The 15759-nt window shown below is 47.4% G+C and carries 15 protein-coding genes and 2 pseudogenes; 6 read left to right on the top strand and 11 right to left on the bottom strand.

What is annotated here, in order from left to right; translation table 11 throughout:
* Positions 1 to 352: 352 nt before the first annotated feature.
* Positions 353 to 790 (top strand): hypothetical protein, encoded by a 438-nt coding sequence (locus A372_RS0101425; RefSeq protein ID WP_019419065.1) that lies wholly within the window; start codon positions 353 to 355, stop codon positions 788 to 790.
* A gap of 136 nt (positions 791 to 926) precedes the next feature.
* Here A372_RS0101425 and A372_RS35855 read toward each other — a convergent pair.
* From A372_RS35855 to A372_RS0101465, 6 genes and pseudogenes are all read right to left on the bottom strand, one after another.
* A pseudogene (locus tag A372_RS35855) lies at positions 927 to 1965 on the bottom strand (IS630 family transposase).
* A gap of 76 nt (positions 1966 to 2041) precedes the next feature.
* Positions 2042 to 2401 (bottom strand): hypothetical protein, encoded by a 360-nt coding sequence (locus A372_RS38290; RefSeq protein WP_019419067.1) that lies wholly within the window; start codon positions 2399 to 2401, stop codon positions 2042 to 2044.
* A gap of 670 nt (positions 2402 to 3071) precedes the next feature.
* Entirely contained in the window at positions 3072 to 4490 is a 1419-nt protein-coding gene (locus A372_RS0101450) for an ABC transporter substrate-binding protein (protein WP_019419069.1), read from the bottom strand.
* 3 nt (positions 4491 to 4493) lie between these two features.
* Positions 4494 to 5753: an ABC transporter substrate-binding protein gene (locus A372_RS0101455; RefSeq protein WP_019419070.1), complete on the bottom strand. Its 1260-nt coding sequence runs from the start codon at positions 5751 to 5753 to the stop codon at positions 4494 to 4496.
* A gap of 184 nt (positions 5754 to 5937) precedes the next feature.
* Complete coding sequence (locus A372_RS0101460; protein ID WP_019419071.1) at positions 5938 to 7368, bottom strand: ABC transporter substrate-binding protein; 1431 nt, start codon at positions 7366 to 7368, stop codon at positions 5938 to 5940.
* 4 nt (positions 7369 to 7372) lie between these two features.
* Complete coding sequence (locus tag A372_RS0101465) at positions 7373 to 8644, bottom strand: ABC transporter substrate-binding protein (RefSeq protein ID WP_019419072.1); 1272 nt, start codon at positions 8642 to 8644, stop codon at positions 7373 to 7375.
* 209 nt (positions 8645 to 8853) lie between these two features.
* Between A372_RS0101465 and A372_RS0101470 the strand changes: the two genes are divergently transcribed.
* Entirely contained in the window at positions 8854 to 10668 is a 1815-nt protein-coding gene (locus tag A372_RS0101470) for a helix-turn-helix transcriptional regulator (protein ID WP_019419073.1), read from the top strand.
* Between the two features lie 111 nt (positions 10669 to 10779).
* Here A372_RS0101470 and A372_RS0101475 read toward each other — a convergent pair whose 3' ends face one another.
* Entirely contained in the window at positions 10780 to 11070 is a 291-nt protein-coding gene (locus tag A372_RS0101475; RefSeq protein ID WP_019419074.1) for an EamA family transporter, read from the bottom strand.
* On the opposite strand from A372_RS0101475, the pseudogene A372_RS32910 reads away from it, so the two are divergent.
* Positions 11047 to 11823: pseudogene (locus tag A372_RS32910) on the top strand (glycerol-3-phosphate dehydrogenase C-terminal domain-containing protein); the annotation flags it as partial. The gene A372_RS0101475 and the pseudogene A372_RS32910 sit on opposite strands and share 24 nt — an antisense overlap.
* Before the next feature lie 306 nt (positions 11824 to 12129).
* Entirely contained in the window at positions 12130 to 12333 is a 204-nt protein-coding gene (locus A372_RS0101490; RefSeq protein ID WP_019419077.1) for a hypothetical protein, read from the top strand.
* Between the two features lie 345 nt (positions 12334 to 12678).
* On the opposite strand, the gene A372_RS0101495 is transcribed toward A372_RS0101490, so the two are convergent.
* Both A372_RS0101495 and A372_RS0101500 read right to left on the bottom strand, forming a co-directional pair.
* Positions 12679 to 12879 (bottom strand): hypothetical protein, encoded by a 201-nt coding sequence (locus A372_RS0101495; protein WP_019419078.1) that lies wholly within the window; start codon positions 12877 to 12879, stop codon positions 12679 to 12681.
* Positions 12876 to 13289, bottom strand: coding sequence for a phage holin family protein (locus A372_RS0101500; protein ID WP_019419079.1), 414 nt, complete (start codon positions 13287 to 13289; stop codon positions 12876 to 12878). Before A372_RS0101500 ends, A372_RS0101495 begins: the two co-directional genes overlap by 4 nt.
* Before the next feature lie 453 nt (positions 13290 to 13742).
* Between A372_RS0101500 and A372_RS0101510 the strand changes: the two genes are divergently transcribed.
* Positions 13743 to 13967 (top strand): helix-turn-helix domain-containing protein, encoded by a 225-nt coding sequence (locus A372_RS0101510; RefSeq protein ID WP_026010831.1) that lies wholly within the window; start codon positions 13743 to 13745, stop codon positions 13965 to 13967.
* A 201-nt stretch (positions 13968 to 14168) separates the two neighbouring features.
* Here A372_RS0101510 and A372_RS32915 read toward each other — a convergent pair whose 3' ends face one another.
* Both A372_RS32915 and A372_RS39410 read right to left on the bottom strand, forming a co-directional pair.
* Complete coding sequence (locus tag A372_RS32915; protein ID WP_157259381.1) at positions 14169 to 14639, bottom strand: IS5 family transposase; 471 nt, start codon at positions 14637 to 14639, stop codon at positions 14169 to 14171.
* A gap of 73 nt (positions 14640 to 14712) precedes the next feature.
* The gene (locus A372_RS39410; RefSeq protein WP_083858700.1) at positions 14713 to 14796 is read right to left on the bottom strand and encodes a transposase; all 84 of its coding nucleotides are present in this window, start codon (positions 14794 to 14796) and stop codon (positions 14713 to 14715) included.
* 281 nt (positions 14797 to 15077) lie between these two features.
* On the opposite strand from A372_RS39410, the gene A372_RS0101520 reads away from it, so the two are divergent.
* Positions 15078 to 15455: a hypothetical protein gene (locus tag A372_RS0101520; RefSeq protein WP_019419082.1), complete on the top strand. Its 378-nt coding sequence runs from the start codon at positions 15078 to 15080 to the stop codon at positions 15453 to 15455.
* The last annotated feature ends 304 nt before the right edge of the window (positions 15456 to 15759 follow it).

Here is a 15759-nt window from a genome sequence, read left to right on the forward strand (position 1 = left end):
AAACGCTAGATCCTAAGTCTAGGAGATGTGTTTCACTCGTTTCGCCTAAGTCTTGATACATAAGGGTTTGTCGGTTATCCACAGGGTTTTGTTTTCCTCTGTTTTACCCTGTTCGTTAACAAGTCCGTTAACAAATCCGTTAGCATGGTTAGCAACTCATTACGTCAGTTAAATCGTGTTTCTTCCTATTATAATGTATGTTACAAAATTGTACCTAATTAATGCCAACAAGTAAAGCCTCGAATAGTTCGGGTCTTCGTCACAGATGGGACTCATCTACAAAACAATTTGATGGTTATATATGGTATATTAGGGATGTACACCATTACCATACATTTCCAAGGAGGTTACTATGAAAAAATCGTTAGTCGTCATTTCAACAGTGCTGATGTTATCAACATTTACCGGTTTTGCTTCTGCTGCGCCTGATTCAACTAGAATTGCACCAACTCAATCAGAAACTCTTTCAATCGAAACCGACTACGAAGAAGGAGATGTTCATCACGTTGGGTACGATTCCTTCCAGAGCTCATTTACTGCAAACATCCATGCTGGAAGATTTATGGATCTTTATGTAAAAAACGATGGTCCAGGAACAGTGTACATGACGTTAATGAAAGATGGAAGAACTTATGCGGCAGACATTCCGATACCTTCAGGCCAACAAAAAATAGAGACAGTTGGGGTCTTTGGCGGCATTATTAATGAAAAATGGGAAGTATCCATTAATTCTAAAGACGGCCATAATATGGACTTCCAGTTTAAAATAAGACAATATAGAAACAAATGATCAAAAAAAAGCCTCGGACTAATTGATATTATCCCCTTTAAGTAGACAGTGTGTAAAAAGCCCACTATGGTTTACTTGGAGGGGATTTTTCATGGGCGAAATGATGCTATATAAGTTGAACGAAAGAAGATAGCATTCAAAGTCGAACGCATAGGCGGTCAATGATTGCATGAGGGGACTTCATGATTTCATCCATAAACTGCCCGACACGCAGACGGATTTCGGAAACGGTGGAATAGAACATATTGTTGATCACACTGGACTTGAGCCATTTCCAGAGTCCTTCCACGATGTTTAACTGCGGGCTATATGGTGGCAGAAATACAAGCTTAAGCCGATTATTCTGTTCTTTCAGAAACGGCTGAAGCAGCTTTGCATGATGAATCCGGGCATTATCTAACACAAGAACAAGTTTCCCCGTCGGATAAGCCGCGAGGATCTTCTGGAGAAAGGCAAGAAAAGTTTCAGCCGTATAGTGTTCGTCTTCTTGCCAAACGATTCGTCCCGTCTCATAGTCAACCGTCGCGAATAGCTTGACCCCGCGATGCTTGCCCGTGGTTGGAATGATTCGTTGCTTCCCGCGAAGAAACCAGGTTTTCTGAATCGCTTGATAATCCCGAATCATGGATTCATCCTCGAACAGTAAGTGATCGATCTCATGGTTCAGTAACTTTTTTTCAAATCGGGAAAGGTCGTTTCGGCAAACTGGCGTTGCTTCTCTGGATCTGCTGCCGCAAGCATGTATGTCGGTTTTGTATAGCTGAGTCCTAAGAGTTCCATCACTTTGGAGATGCCTCGGAGCGAGTAGCGGTGGCCCCATTCTCGTTCCACATACCTGGCAATGAGTTCAAGCGTCCAGTTGTGCTTGGCTGTAAAGCCGACCTCGTGGGGCACCGAATAGGCGACGGTCTGCTTCAACTGATCTTGCTGTTCCTTGGTTAACCGAGTAGGAGCACCAAATGAATGCTTGAGCCGCAAGGCGGCAATCCGCCGTTTTCGTACGTATGAATGTAACTGCTCACCGTCATTCGATTACGATTCAGAATTTCAGCGATTGCCGTCATGGATGTGCCTTTCAAGTGTAAATAGATGGCTTGATAGCGTTCATACATTCGACGCTCTTTGGCTTGTTTCATGGCTTCTGTTACTTTTTCCAGTTCATTATGCTTATCCATGGCGTTCCCCCACTTTGTCCGTTTCTTTATCTGTTTCTTATTCGACAAATGGTTCATTTTTCCGTGCCAAGGGTTGCTAAGAACTTTGATTCAACTTATATAGTTCTGATTGTGCTTTCTTTTGAAGTCCAGATAACATGGAATCAAGGCTCTGTGTGCCCTTCAAGACGGATATGAATGCCGAGTTCCCTTCTTTAACAAGGAATTGCCAGATATACGGAATGTTCGAATCATATTTCTCTTTGACCGGAGCCAACCGGTAGAGGCCGCTAAGATCGACTTTATTGCCCCACTTCTTGCAGCATTCGTTGGTCGGCAATCCATACCCCAATTCGCCATCCTTTACGTACCCTTTGGCAAAATCCTCACTGTGGATGAATTCAATGAACTTCCAAGCCGCATCCGCATGTTTCGACTCGGTGCTAATGCCGAACATATGATTTGCTCCGTATGCCGAACTTATCGGACGAGCGGGATTCACCGGCTCCGACACAACTCCCCATTCGAATTTGATGTTCCTCTTAATCCCGATAAAAAAAGTGAGTCCTCTACCGTCATGGCAGCGTCGCCTGCTCGAAAAGCATTGTTTTTCGTGGTAATTGCCTCTTTCTTGGCAGCTTGGAGCACCATGTCGAAGAGCGATTTCCATTCCTTGGTGTTCAACGTTATGTTCTTGCCGCCCTTGCTCTTATCCTGATATGTCAGGTTATACGAACCTGCGATATCAAAGGCTGCCAAAGAGAATAAGTCATGTTTATAATGGAATCCTGGAGAGCCGGCTTTTCCTTATCCTCCAGCTTACGTATTTCATCACCCGAAAGCAGCGATGTCCCGTTCTGTTACTGTATCGGGATGACCTTAATTTGGATATTCGGGTATTTGGCCGTAAATGCATTTCCGAACCTCTTGTCAAAAAATCTTGGGATAAGTCCAACTCTTCCTTCTCATTATATAAAAGCAAGCAACCACGTTAAGGTAGCATACGCTTTGTCCTACCCGGTAGAGTCAAAATGTCCTGAAGTTGGAAGGTTGAGGTCAGGGAAAAGAAGAGACGTACACGCGAACAAGCCCGATGCTAATCCGCACCGTGCTTGTTCCAATAGAGATTAATGAACCCCGTTATTCTCTTCCATCTGGGCATTGTAAGAATCAAGCTCCGCCTGGCCTCGTTTCTGAATCTTCTGTACGGCCTGCTCAACACTCTGCTTGCCCGCTGCGATCGATTCGAGTTCTTCCCTTACGATATCTGCGAACGATGTCTGGAATTCAGGCGGGACTTGGCGGATTTGACGCAGTTCTTCTCCGCTCTGCGGTTTGACTGAATAGAATACCTCAATATCTTCATGATTGAAGCGGTCTTTATTATATGCGGTACGCGCCAGCAGATTCCCCCCGCCTCTGGTACGAGATTGAGCTTTTGCCCATTCGTCGCTGTTGATGAACTTCACAAGCTCCCAGGCTGCTGCCTTGGCGGTTGAGTCAGCCCCAATGCCATACATTTCATACACAGTGATCTCGTTCGCGGATTGCGGATTTACGGGATCGATCGGAACCGGCACCATTCCCCAACGCAGTGGCTCCTTCGGGGAAGGTGAAGTTTGCATGGTGTGGTTCTTGTCTTCCAACAAACCCATTCTATAATCCCCCGAGACGATCATGGCGGCTCTGCCCGATACGAACAGATCATTGTCCGGCGTCATACTTTGACCAATCGTCAGCTTTTCAGGAAAATAAACAGCATTGGAGGTCATGCTCCGCACCGTTAGCTTCGTTATCCGTCGCCAGCCGTCCGAGTCAAACAGCAATCGTGTCCCTGAAGCATCAATTAATGCGATCTGCTCGGTCTGGGCGATGCGATTCATGAGGCCAAAGATAGAACCTTCGGCAGCGGATTCCTCAGCAAACCCGTATATGCGTTCTTCCGGGGAACCTTCAACCGGGAAGCGTGCAGCTAAATCAAGCAGTTGTTCCCAGGTCATCTTATCCTGGGGAGGCGTAACCCCGTACTGCTCAAATAAGTCCTTGTTGTAGTATACGGCCGAGCTTACGAATGTTGGGGACAGTCCGTACAGCGTTCCGTGGCCCTGCATTTGAATCGCATGGAGAACTGGGGGATAAATCCCGTCCAGCGAAAAGTTGTCCCGTTTCATCCATGGTCCCAAATCAATGAGCTTACCCGCATCCGTCACCGCTTCTAAATCGTTGCCGCCACCAATTCTGAGAACATCAGGCCGTTCCTTCGCGATATGGGCAAGCAATGCCTGTTCATTCTCTTCGGCTGTTAAATCGGGATTATACTCCGGATTCTCGACGAAGTGAAAGTCCACATTCGGATATTTGAGTTGAAACTCCTTGCCGAACCGATTATAGAAGTCCTCCTCTCCCCAAGCGTACAAGACTTTTAAGGTAACCGGCTGGTTCGGATCGAAGGGCTCGGTTTCCTTGTCGGCACAGCCTTGCAGCAGCAGGATCAAGCTGAGGAGCAGCCATGCGATGTTCGGTCCACCGCGAAGCAGATCTTTCATGGCTTATTTTCCTTTCTTGGCCCATGCTTTATCTAGTTCTGATTGTGCTTTCTTTTGAAGACTGTCTAACATGGAATCAAGGCTCTGTGTGCCCTTCAAGACGGATGTGAATGCTGCACTCCCTTCTTTATAGACAAGTTCGTTAATATTGGGAATGTTCGAATCATATTTCTCTTTGACCGGAGCCAACTTGTAGAGGCCGCTAAGATCGACTTTATTGCCCCACTTCTTGCAGCATTCGTTGGTCGGCAATCCACTCCCCAATTCGCCATCCTTCATGTACCCTTTGGCAAAATCATCACTGTTGACGAACTCAATGAACTTCCAAGCCGCATCCGCATGTTTCGACTCCGTGCTAATGCCGAACATATGATTTGCTCCGTATGCCGAACTTATCGGATGAGCGGGGTTCACCGGCTCCGATACAACTCCCCATTCGAATTTGATGTTTTCCATCTTAAACCCGATAAAAAAAAGTGGGTTCCCTACCGTCATGGCAGCGTCGCCTGCTAGAAAAGCCTTATTTTTCGTGGTAATTGCCTCTTTCTTGGCAGCTTTGACCACCATGTCGAAGATCGATTTCCATTCCTTGGTATTGAACGTTATGTTCTTGCCGCCCTTGTTCTTATCCTGAAATGTCAGGTTATACGAGCCTGCGATATCAGAGGCTGCCAAAGAGAATAAGTCATTGTTATATTGAAATCCTGGAGAGCCGGCTTTCTCCTTGAATTCCGCGGCTAACTCCATCACTTCCGCCCAGCTCATTTCGTTTTTCGGGTACTTGATCTTGTATTTATCGAATAGGGTTTTGTTATAAAATAGGCCATTCACCATAAATGTCGGCGAAAGCGTGTAGAGTTTTCCATTTACTTTCATGGAATTCACAATATTTTGATTCAAATTGGCCAGCTTGATGGATTTGGATTGGGCAGTGTACGGCCCTAAATCGACGAGCTTGCCTTCGGCCACATATTCGTCCAAGCTACGCTGATCGGGCACCAGCAGATCCGGCTTTTCCTTATCCTCCAGCTTACGCAGATCATCACCCCAGAGCAGTGATTTCCCCTTTTGTATCGGGATGACCTTAATTTGAATATTCGGATATTTGGCCGTAAACGCATTTCCGAACCTCTTGTCAAAAAGATCTTGAGATAAGTCCAACACCTTCAAGGTCACTTTCTCGCTGGCCGCTTCCGCATGGGCAGGGAGCATGAGCAGAAGAACGCTGCAAATTAGCGTCCATGTCATCAGCTTTCTTTTCAATTCCAACTCCTCCTTCTCATTGTATAAAAGCAAGCAACCACGTTAAGGTAGCATACACATTGTCCTGCCCGGTAGGGTCAAAATGTCCTGAAGTTGGAAGGTTGAGGTCAGGGAAAAGAAGAGACGTACACGTGAACAAGCCCGATGCTAACCCAGCACCGGGCTTGTCCTGATCAGATAGAGATTAATGAACCCCGTTATTCTCTTCCGTCTGGGCATTGAAGGAATCAAGCTCCGCCTGACCTCGTGTCTGAATCTTCTGTACGGCCTGCTCAACACTCTGCTTGCCCGCTATGATCGATTCGAGTTCTTCCCTTACGATCTCTGCGAACGATGTCCGGAATGCAGGCGGGACTTGGCGGATTTGCCGCGGTTCTCCTCCGCTCTGCGGTTTGATTTTATAGAATGCCTCAATCTCTTCAGGGTCGAAATGGTCGTACCGGTCCTTATTGTATGCGACACGCGCCAGCAGATTACCCCCGTCTTTGGTACGAGATTTAGCTTTTGCCCATTCATCGCCGTTGATGAACTTCACAAGCTCCCAGGCTGCTGCCTTGGCGGTAGAGTCGGCGCCAATGCCGTACATTTCAAACACAGTGATCTCGTTGGCGGATTGCGGATTTACCGGATCGATCGGAACCGGTACAACTCCCCAACGCAGCGGCTCTTCCGGGGGAATGGAATTTTCCCTGATTTGGTTTATAGCTTCCAAGTCCGCCGCTGTAGAATCGCCCATGACGAGCATGGCGGCTTTGCCCGCTAGGAACGGATCATCGAGCAGCATCCTGCTTGGATCAACCTCCACGGGAAAATAGACAGAATTGGAGGTCATGCTCCGCACCGTTAGCTTCGTTATCCGCTTCCAGCCGTCCGAGTCAAACAGCAATCGTTTCCCCGAAGCATCGATCAATGCGATCTGCTCGGTCTTGGCGATGCTCTCCATGAGCGCAAATATAGAACTGTCACTAGAGAATGGCAGAGCAAACCCGTATATCCGTTCTTCTGGGGAATCATCAACCGGAAAGCGCGCAGCTAAATCAAGCACTTGTTCCCAGGTCATCTTATCATGGGGCGGCGTAACCCCGTACCGCTCAAATAAGTCCTTGTTATAATATAGGGCCCAACTCATAAATGTTGGGGACAGTCCGTACAGCGTTCCGCGGCCCTTCATTTTAATCGCGTCGATAACTGGGGGATAAATCCCGTCCAGCGAAAAATTATCCCGTTTCATCCATGGCGCCAAATCAATGAGCTTACCCGCAGCCGATACCGTTTCGAATCTGACGGGACCAAGTTTCAGAACATCAGGCCGTTCCTTCGCGATATAGGCAAGCAGTGCCTGTTCATTCTCTTTTGCCGTTAAATCGGGATCATACTCCGGCTCCTTGATGAAGTGAAAATCGACATTCGGATATTTGAGTTGAAACTGCTTGCCGAACCGCTTATAGAACGCCTCCTCTCCGAAGTCCTCCTCTCCCCGATCGTCCATAATTTTTAAGGTAACGGGCTTGTTCTGGTCGAAGGGCTCGGTATGCTTGTCGGCACAGCCCTGCAGCAGCAGGATCAAGCCGAGGAGCAGCCATGCGATGTTCGGTGCGCGAAGCTGGTTCTTCATGGCCTTATTTTCCCTTTTTGGCCCATGCTTTATCTAGCTCAGACTGTAACTTCGTTTGAAGTCCAGCTAACATGGAATCAAGGCTCTGTTTGCCATTCAAGACGGGTTTGAATGCCGCGCTCCCTTCTTTCAGAAAAACTTGCCAGATATCCGGTTGGTTCGGATCATACATCGTTTTGATCGGAGCCAGCTGGTAGAGGCCGCTAAGGTCGACTTTATTGTTCCACTTCTTGCAGCATTCGTTAGTCGGTACTCCGGACGCAAATTCGCCATCCTTTAGGTACCCTTTGGCAAAATCCTCACTGTTGACGAACTCAATGAACTTCCAAGCCGCATCCGCATATTTCGACTCGGCGCTAATGCCGAACATATGATTGGCTCCGTATGCCGAACTTATCGGACGAGCAGGATTCACCGGCTCGGATACAACGCCCCACTCGAACTTAATGTTTTGCGGCTTAAGCGAGTGAAGAATGAATGAATCATATACCGTCATTGCCGCGTTGCCTGCTAGAAAGGCATCGTTTTTCGTCGTAATTGCATTTTTTTTGGCAGCTTTGAGCACCATATCGAATATCGGTTTCCATTCCTTGGTGTTGATCGTTATGTTCTTGCCGCCCTTGCTGACATCCCGATATGTCAGATTATAGGAGCGTCCGATTGTTTCTGCCAAAGAGAATAAATCATAGTCAGAAGCAAACCCTTCAACCTTGTTCAAGCCCGCTTTCTGCTTGAATTCCGCGGCTAGCTCCATCACTTCCGCCCAGCTCATTTTGTTTTTCGGGTACTTGATCTTGTATTTATCGAATAGGGTTTTGTTATAAAATAGACCTTTGGTCATAAATGTCGGCGAGAGCGTGTAGAGTTTGCCTTTTACTTTCATGGAATCCACGATATTTTGATTCATATTGGCCAGCTTGATGGATTTGGATTGGGCAATATATGGCTCTAAATCGACCAGTCTGCCCTCAGCCACATATTTCTCCAAGCTATCCTGAGTGGGCAGCAGCAGATCCGGCTTTTCCTTATCCTCCAGCTTACGCAGTTCATCCCCCCGAAGAACCGCTGTCTTTTTCTCGTTCAGTGTCGGGATGACCTTGACTTCAATATTCGGGTATTTGGCCGTAAATGCATCCCCGAACCTCTCGTTAAAATCTTCTTGGGAATAGTCCAACACCTTCAAGGTCACTTTCTCGCTGGCCGCTTCCGCATGGACAGGGAGCATGAGCAGAAGAACGCTGCAAACTAGCGTCCATGTCATCAGCTTTGTTTTCAATTCCAACTCCTCCTTCTTGTATAAAAGCACGACCACGTTAAGGTAGCATACGGATTGTCCTGCCCGGTAGGGTCAAAATGTCCTGAAGTTGAAAGTTGGAAAAGAGTCGTGCCTCCCAGAGCTTTCTTTTTCCGTCTTTTCATGGTACATATGAATTTAGAAATCTATTCTAACGCAACATTCTATCTATTCTATTGGGGTTGTTTTTAATGAATTTGAGCAACAAACGCTTTTACAAGCTGGATGGGTTGGTGATCCTGGCACGCATCTTATTTTTTGCTTGGACTCTTTTTCTTTTAAAAAATGAACATTTGGGATCTTTTCTTACCATCGATGCCGTCCTATTCATTGTGTTATATCTTCAAGTTCCTATTCTCTTGTTAGCATTTCGTTATCGGGCGTATATCATTGCCGATGTATTGATTACCGGCGGATTTTCCATCTACGCCGCTATAGATCTCGGTTTTTACTTCATGTTCTTTCCGGCGGCGTTCACGATGGGGTATTTTCATAGAAATACGAAGAACTGGGTTGTGCCTATGCTTGCCATTGCGACTCCTCCTGTGGCAGCATGCTTCTCGCCAGATGCGTCTTGGGGAGTATCGGTGTTTGGCACTTTGTTTTTAGCGGCATGTTTCTACTTCATGGGATTCGGTCTGCGCAAGCTCGGAGATGTTATACGCACGGCCAAGCGCAGACTTGCCGTCATTGAGGAGCAATACGACATTATCGAAAAGCACCCGTTTCAGACGGAACGGACGCTGCGCTTGGAGGAACGCTGCCAAGCGGCGCGCGAGACCACGAAGACGGTCTATCACCTTCTTACGCTGGCAGGGTCTGAGTTGGATGCGCTTCGCCAGCATGTCACTTCAGAAGATGGCATGAAGCGCTTAGAATCGCTGAGAGCATCCATCGTGTCGGAGCGGGATCAGCTTCATGATCAGTTGCGGAGTCTGGAGCAGCCGGGATATGACCTGCCGCTAGAGGACTTTATTGAAGCGGTCGCAGACGATTGGAGCAGACAAGAGGGCGTTCCCGTATCCTTCCGGAAGCTGGGCAGCGCATTTCCGGTCGATCAGGACACGCAGCAGTTATTGTACCGCTGTGCATGGGAGGCGTTGGCCAATGCCTGTTGGCACGGCCTAGCGGGTTCTATTCACATAACACTGCAATATGCCCCGACGCACATCACGCTGCAGATAGAGGATAATGGAAAGCGGCTCGATTGGCTGCCATTCGGCTCGGATCTGTCTCCTGTGAAAGAGCGTCTGACCATGCTGGGAGGCGATATGCATCTTTATACCGGTGTGGACGGAGGAACGATGATGACCGTAACGGTACCGAGCGAAGCGGCAGCTCCCGTCGAGCGGATTAAGATTGTAGTCATGGGGGATTCCCCTGCATGGCGCGAGCATGTCGTGAACCTTTTGAACGAAGAACGGGATTTCCGGGCGATCACGGCAGATCATGAGGCTCAGGCCGGAGAAGTCGTGAAGCATGCACAACCGGATATTATACTGCTGTCCGTACATTGGGATGGAACAGACAGGAGAGATTGGATAGGACGCATCAGGGAAAAAGGGAAGGGAACAGACACTCGCGTTATCGTTATCGCTAACGAAGGGGAGGAACGTGTTAAGGCGGTGCAGGCGCTGCGCGGCGCGGTTGACGGATATGCATCGCAAGAGGCTGGCGCGAAGGAATTAGCCGCTGCCATTCGATTCGTGCATTGCGGCGGCAGGATGATCACGGAGGGAGGGCATGAACCGGCAGGCCGGCACAGCGGAGGCGCACTCGCTCCATCCGTTCGCGTATCGGGCGAGAATCCGTTCTCGTTGACAAGCCGGGAGATGGATATTATGAAGGGATTAATGCAAGGGCTTCGTTATAAAGCCATTGCGTCCCGGCTGCATCTGTCGGAACGCACGGTGCGGAATTACATGCCTTCTATTTATGCGAAGCTGAATGTAAGCAACCGTGATGAGGCGGTGGAGAAGGCGAGGAAGGAATCGTCGATATCGTGAAGGCAGGCCTATGCGCAGATGCATAGGCCCTGCTCAATTTACAGTGACTGGAGCCGATCTTCGAAGCCATTTTCAGGATGGCTCTTTTGGACACGGAATGCCATCGATTTGTCATGATGCCGAGCGGGAAGGACGCTTCTTCGCCTTGCGGGCCGACGGCAGGTTCGTGACGATGACGCCGCCGAGGATGGCGATGCCGCCGATCACATGATAGTAGCTTAAGCTCTCATGCAGGAACAAGACACCAGCGACAATCGTAATTAGAGTGGCGACATGACTGAACACGCTCATTTTGGCCGCCTCGAGGACGGACAAGGCATAGTTCGACATGAAGGACGTAACTAAGGAAGAAAGAATGCCCAGATAAAGGACCGACAGTTCTACAAGGGCGATCCCGCCCATCCCGTCATGACCAAGGAAGACCGCGATTATATTATGGGCGCTATCGCGTTCATGTTCCCGTCAGTGCGGCTGACCGCCGACGATATCGAATCGAGTTGGGCCGGGGTCAGACCGCTCATCTTTGAAGAAGGAAAGAGTGCCTCCGAGATCTCGCGCCGGGATGAAATCTGGCAGTCTCCTTCCGGTCTGATCACGATCGCCGGCGGCAAGCTGACCGGATACCGCAAGATGGCGGAGACGGTCGTCGATCTTGTCATGCAGCGGCTGGTGAAGGAAGACAGCCGCACGTTCGTGCCGGTCAAGACGAAGCGGATGCCGATCTCGGGCGGCTCTTCCTCCTTCCCGGGCTTCGTCGAGGCGAAGATGGAGGAGGGGGTCCGCCGCGGTCTGGATGCCGCGCTGGCCCAGCGGTGGGCTCGCATGTACGGCTCGAATGCGGACCGTCTCTTCGCGCTGGCGGAGCGGTATCGCGATGAAGCCGCATCCGGCGGCCTTCCGCTCGAAGTCCTCGTTCCGCTCGTATACGCGGTGGAGGAAGAGATGGCGCTCATGCCGGCAGACTTCTTCATTCGAAGAACCGGCGCCCTGTTCTTCGACATCGAATGGGTCCGGCAATGGAAGCAGCCGGCCATCGAGTGGATGGCCGCTCACCTCGGCTGGACGCCGGAGCAACAGGCGAGCGGTGCCGCAGAGCTGGACCGCTTTCTGCATGAAGCGGTCGTTCCGCAAGTGGAAGCGGCCGTGGAGCAATAAGGGAACAGATGGGGACAGGCAGGGGAACCCGGGGGAAACCCGGGAAACTCGGAGGAACTCCGGGAAACCCAGGGAATTCAGGGGAATCAAGGTGAACCCAGGGAAACAGAGGGAAACCCGGGATGACCTAGTTCTGCAAATCCCGGAATTATATTTTCCATTCCTAGTAAAGCCTCTAACACCAAGGCAGCATGGAAATTTATACAGTATATTCATAGTGATGAATATGCAAAAGCAATTTCGAGAGCATCAAAAAATTTGATGCATGTTAGAACGAAGTACATTCAAAATGATGAAGGGCGTCATATGGAAGCTTTTTATAAATTAAAATGGAACCCGGTCTCGACTGGATATAGTAAGATTCCATCTGAATTTTGGCCGAAGTTTAGAGACATGGCGACGTTAGAAATATCTCAATTGTTAGAAGGGAATAACAGTACAGAAGCAGCTTTAAAACGAATAGAGGACCAAGGGAATGAATTGATGAAGTTGGAGTTGCAAAAAAACTGAACCAAATGTTCCTTCTGCACTTATCCTTTGGGATGCAAGTAACAGCGATAACGAAGCAATGAAAAATGCTTACAATCTCTTAGAATGGGCAGATGGATACCAACCATCTAATTAGTTCTAATGAATAGACTTATTAAAATATGTAAATATCTAACCGCTTTAGGTGTAATCACCTTTGGAGCATGGGCTGTCTTTATAAAAGGAGATAAAGTCATATACTTGGGCTTCTTGACACTATGCATGTCTCTGCATGTTTTCTCTCAGGCATTCGATTTGCAGGTAAGGGAGAAAAATAGAGCTCAGGCAGTCACTTCATTTATAGTGGGTGCTTTAATACTAATCATTTCAATGCTTATTATTTTTGATATCATGAACTGATACCCAACATGCCCAAGCCTTGAAAGCAGGGCATGTTGTTTTTCCTGCGTCCACAAAATAATGAAGCAAAATGGAACGAAAAGTGTTATTATGGAATATAAGTAAATTATTTTTGTGCAAGACTTCAACCCCATCATTGAAAAGCATCACGGCTTGAGCAGCCGTCATTCCTTGGCGCTCCTTTCGTCCTCCTCACTTAACTCCTTGAATTTCAAAATAGCTCTGCGGAATGCGCCAGGGACAGGCACTCCCAGCTTAATTCCGTTCTCTAATATACTGATAAGACCGTTAGCAATATAAAAATAAGTGACCGCGTCTTGAAAGTAATGCGTCTGGCCCAAAACGATATCCATATGATGCGCGATGGCAATCAACAGAAACATAAAGATTGTTCTTGCAATGCCGATCATGCCTGCCCTGTTATGCAGTTCGCCTCTTACTTTAGATATAACTATCCCCGCAATAGAATCGATGACAACAATGATAGTGAGTACCTGCAATAGAGAATTCCATTGGCCATATAACATGCTGATGCCGCCTTCTGTAACTGCTGCCATACACTTCAATAAGCTCTCCATGCTGCAAACCTCCCTTTTTAGTAGGATGTACACATATAGGAGATAAGACAGAGCGATCTACAACCTTCCGCGAGGTTTGAAGTATGATCATATAAATGGTTGTAAAAACATTCAATATATTTCCTTAATTTATGAGTAAATGATAATCGTGGAGGTGATTAGGATGTCTTCTGTGCCTACTTATCGACATTATCAACAGGAGTTAAAGAGGATCGCATGGAGACTTCAGTATCGTGCCAGAGTAAAGCAAAATCGGGAAATGGCTTTGAAAATTGAAATTGTAATTGGCTCAAGCTTCTCAGAGCAATCGGATTCCAATCTATTTATTCATGAGCTGCTAAGCTCCCTTACATCCAACAAGGCCAGGCATATTATGAGCGAAATATATATTCACGACAAAAGCGAAAAGGAAGTGGCGCTAGACATGAAATTAACCCAACAGGGGGTGAATAAATGGAAAAGGAATTCCCTCAAAACGTTATCACAGAAACTGAATTCCTGGAGTTGATTCAGAGGGCACAGGACGATGACAAGGAGGCCATGTTGCAGATTATCGAGCTCTACGAACAGGAGATGATCGATCTTAGCCGCTACATTAAAATGCCGAAGGAAGATGCGCTGCAGGCCATGACAACCGGATTAATCGAACTCATTAAAAGGGGAAAAGCGAATGTATAATTGGATGTGATAGGGCCTTCAGCTGACGTTGGAGGCCTTTGTTTATGATTAAGGAATGTTTAAGCTCTGTGAAGCGATAAAAAACCTACCTCTAAACGCGGTCACTCATCTTGGGAAGTCTCCTTTGATAGAGGTTTTTTTATAACTAGGTGTGTGTCTGATCTCTTTGTGATTTAACTAGAGCGTGTCTTCAAACCTAATTTAGCCATAAAAGAATAGAGGCCAGCGATAAAAGGCCGCAAAGGAACAGGCCAGCTTATCATAGCGAGTAGCCAGTCTGCGATAATGTTTGAGTTTGTTGAACAAGCATTCGACCAAATGGCGTTCTTTGTATAGCCACCAATCACACGTTTGTTGAATTTTGCAGCGTTTTCGGCTGGTAATAACGGCGACTGCTTGCTGCTTCTCAATGAGTTCCAGAACGTTGTTCATGTCGTAACCTCGGTCGGCAATCACGGCCTTGCCGGTGAAATCCATATCTTGAAGCATTTCATATCCTTTGACACAGTTGTGACAATTGCCGGCGGTCAGTTCAAAGCACAGCGGATTTCCCAGCGCGTCTATAGCTGCATGTATTTTGGTCGTTATTCTGCCTCTGGAGCGTACGAACGCCTGTAATTGCTGCCCCCTTTTGCCCCGCTCCGTGCTGGTGAACACGAAATATGGTGGCATCGATCATGATATTTTCGAAGTCGGGGGATATAGAGACGAGCTCCAGAACTTGATCCCAAACGCCAGCTATTTGCTAGCGGCGAAAACGGGTATACATGGTCTTCCATGAGCCATAATGGTCAGGCAAATCCCGCCAAGGCGCACCGGACCGGGCCACCTATAACATGGCGTTTAGCATCATTCGATTATCCTTGGCTTTTCGTCCGCCTTGGGGGGGCGTTCCGGCGGTAGTAGATCTTTGATTCGCTCCCATTGATCATCGCGTATTTCGTATCGCCTTCTCATACGCTAAGTTCACCATGCTTTGGATCGTTTTTATAGTTTGAAGACACGCTCTAGTAAAAATCCTATTTCACGCTAATACGGACGGGCATCAACAAGCTTTGTGAAGCTTCCAGTATTGACCCTGATAGATTTGCAACAATGAAGGAGGTGGTAATGTATGATTCATTTGTTCTGGTCCATAAGCTGGATAATAAATCTTATGTGGAATGCGAGCAAGTCGGTGTGGCAGCTAAGGCAGTCAGGGAACAATTGCTTGTTCTGATACTATGGGAAGCCTACACACTTTTGAATGGACATGTCTCATTGGAGTGGCTTGAGGAAGTGCGGGCGATTATCGACGTAGAGCGGTCTAATAAACACATGATATTCATGATGCTAGACTCAATCGAGGAGCAGAAACATCATGATCTGATTAAAGAAGCTATCGGCCTCACTAAAGATATGAGGCAGCGGGAGCAAAAAGATTCGGCATGTATCAAAGAATGCGGACGTGTTTATCTCAAACTGCAAAATGCAGCTGCTAGAATTTAAAGAGAGTATGAACACCTCCTGAATCTTAGTTGTATGGGAGAGTGAAATATTTGTGTATAGATTCAGAGAGAGTATTTCAAATTTCTCTTGTTTCTCCAGAAGAGATAGATTTTATGAAGCAAATTATTAAGAGAAGTCGAAAATATAATAGAGAGCTTAAAATCGAACTGGACTCGAAAGAACCACGTAAGGCAAAACTCAAAGATTAATGTCATCAGCATGTTTAGGAGGAATATATGGTGGCTACGGTTCTAAAGTCTCTTCTGGTCACGCTAACAGTATACTGAGGCTTTTTTTTTTTTTT

The sequence above is a fragment of the Paenibacillus sp. OSY-SE genome, assembly GCF_000283315.1.
Classification (GTDB): domain Bacteria; phylum Bacillota; class Bacilli; order Paenibacillales; family Paenibacillaceae; genus Paenibacillus_B; species Paenibacillus_B profundus.

Excerpts from the sequence above, each read along its gene's own strand:
- A372_RS0101425 (WP_019419065.1), top strand. The coding sequence starts at position 353 with ATGAAAAAATCGTTAGTCGTCATTTCAACAGTGCTGATGTTATCAACA.
- A372_RS38290 (WP_019419067.1), bottom strand. The coding sequence starts at position 2,401 with ATGTTCGGCATTAGCACCGAGTCGAAACATGCGGATGCGGCTTGGAAG.
- A372_RS0101450 (WP_019419069.1), bottom strand. The coding sequence starts at position 4,490 with ATGAAAGATCTGCTTCGCGGTGGACCGAACATCGCATGGCTGCTCCTC.
- A372_RS0101460 (WP_019419071.1), bottom strand. The coding sequence starts at position 7,368 with ATGAAGAACCAGCTTCGCGCACCGAACATCGCATGGCTGCTCCTCGGC.
- A372_RS0101470 (WP_019419073.1), top strand. The coding sequence starts at position 8,854 with ATGAATTTGAGCAACAAACGCTTTTACAAGCTGGATGGGTTGGTGATC.
- A372_RS0101475 (WP_019419074.1), bottom strand. The coding sequence starts at position 11,070 with ATGGGCGGGATCGCCCTTGTAGAACTGTCGGTCCTTTATCTGGGCATT.
- A372_RS0101490 (WP_019419077.1), top strand. The coding sequence starts at position 12,130 with ATGGAAGCTTTTTATAAATTAAAATGGAACCCGGTCTCGACTGGATAT.
- A372_RS0101495 (WP_019419078.1), bottom strand. The coding sequence starts at position 12,879 with ATGACGGCTGCTCAAGCCGTGATGCTTTTCAATGATGGGGTTGAAGTC.
- A372_RS0101500 (WP_019419079.1), bottom strand. The coding sequence starts at position 13,289 with ATGGAGAGCTTATTGAAGTGTATGGCAGCAGTTACAGAAGGCGGCATC.
- A372_RS0101510 (WP_026010831.1), top strand. The coding sequence starts at position 13,743 with ATGGAAAAGGAATTCCCTCAAAACGTTATCACAGAAACTGAATTCCTG.
- A372_RS32915 (WP_157259381.1), bottom strand. The coding sequence starts at position 14,639 with ATGCCACCATATTTCGTGTTCACCAGCACGGAGCGGGGCAAAAGGGGG.
- A372_RS0101520 (WP_019419082.1), top strand. The coding sequence starts at position 15,078 with ATGTATGATTCATTTGTTCTGGTCCATAAGCTGGATAATAAATCTTAT.